Consider the following 1,158-nt stretch of genomic DNA (forward strand, 5'->3'; position numbering starts at 1 on the left):
TGAAAGCCATGGTCGAGGCCGATTGGGTGTTCGATCGCCGTTCGGCGACCGCGTATCTGGAGTGCGCACAGGCCTGCAGCCGGACCTCCAGCGCGGCGACGGTGGCCGTGTCGGCGCCCTTCTGCGGCCCGAAAACCCGGGCCGCTCCCCACGGGCCCAGCAGCGGGTATTCGGTGTCGGAGGCGGCGATCAGCTCCACGTTGCCCAGCTGCCGGCGAGCGGTGTCCAGGCCGCCGAGCTCGGCGATCATGCCCTGCCCGCCGTCGGTGCAGGCGCTGCCGCCCAATCCGACCACGATTCGCGTCGCCCCGACCCGCAGCGCCTCGGCGATCAGCTGTCCCACCCCTTTGCTGTGGGCCGCCATCGCGGTTTCCGGGGTGGGGCGTCCGCGCAGTAGGGTCAGACCGCAGGCCTGTGCGCACTCCAGATACGCGGTCGCCGAACGGCGATCGAACACCCAATCGGCCTCGACCATGGCTTTCAGCGGTCCCGACACCCGAAGCTGACGCATCTCCCCCAGCCGGCTGGCCAGCACTTCGACGAAGCCGGGACCGCCGTCGGATTGCGGAGCGACGATGAACCGGTCGCCGGGACGCGATCGCGTCCAGCCAGTCGCGATGGCGGCGGAAGCCTCGATGGCCGTCATGCTGTCGGCGTAGCAGTCGGGGGCCACCAGAACTTGCATCGCGGGCAACTGAAGGCGGCCTGGTGCAAGGACGGAACCATCGTCATCCGAGGCCATCGACCCGTCTTCCATCAAAGGCAGCCGTTCATCACGTGTAAGAGTAGGGCCAAGTGCGACACTAACGCAGGTCTAATAGCAAGGCATTCCAGGCGAATTCCGGCGCCCGTCACCCGCGAAGTAACCTGGCCACTGTGAAGCTGTTGGGCCGTAAGAAAGGCCAGGAAACCGACCTCGACGAGACCGCGGCGGCGGCGGGAGTATCCGGCGTTGCCGACGCCTCGGGTGCCGCATCCCGCGAGTCGCAGCGCACCGGTCCCAAGGGGCGCCCCACGCCCAAGCGCACCGACGCCCGGCGTAGCGCCCGCAAGGGACCGGTCGCGCCGGCGCCCATGACCACCGCCGAGGCGCGGGCCCGGCGCAAATCGCTGGCCGGTCCCAAGCTCAGCCGCGAGGAGCGCAGGGCGGACAAGGTA

General features: G+C 69.4%; 1 protein-coding gene and 1 pseudogene. One reads left to right on the top strand and one right to left on the bottom strand.

Translation table 11 applies throughout. From position 1 onward, the window contains the following. Positions 1–685: glycerate kinase (locus A5625_RS13815; protein ID WP_232003681.1), on the bottom strand; the 685-nt coding region annotated here is incomplete at its 3' end. Positions 686–876: 191 nt separating this feature from the next. On the opposite strand from A5625_RS13815, the pseudogene A5625_RS13820 reads away from it, so the two are divergent. Beyond that, positions 877–1,158, top strand: a pseudogene (locus A5625_RS13820) (DUF3043 domain-containing protein); the annotation flags it as partial.

Origin of the sequence: Mycobacterium sp. 1465703.0 (assembly GCF_001672975.1) — a bacterium.
GTDB lineage: Bacteria > Actinomycetota > Actinomycetes > Mycobacteriales > Mycobacteriaceae > Mycobacterium.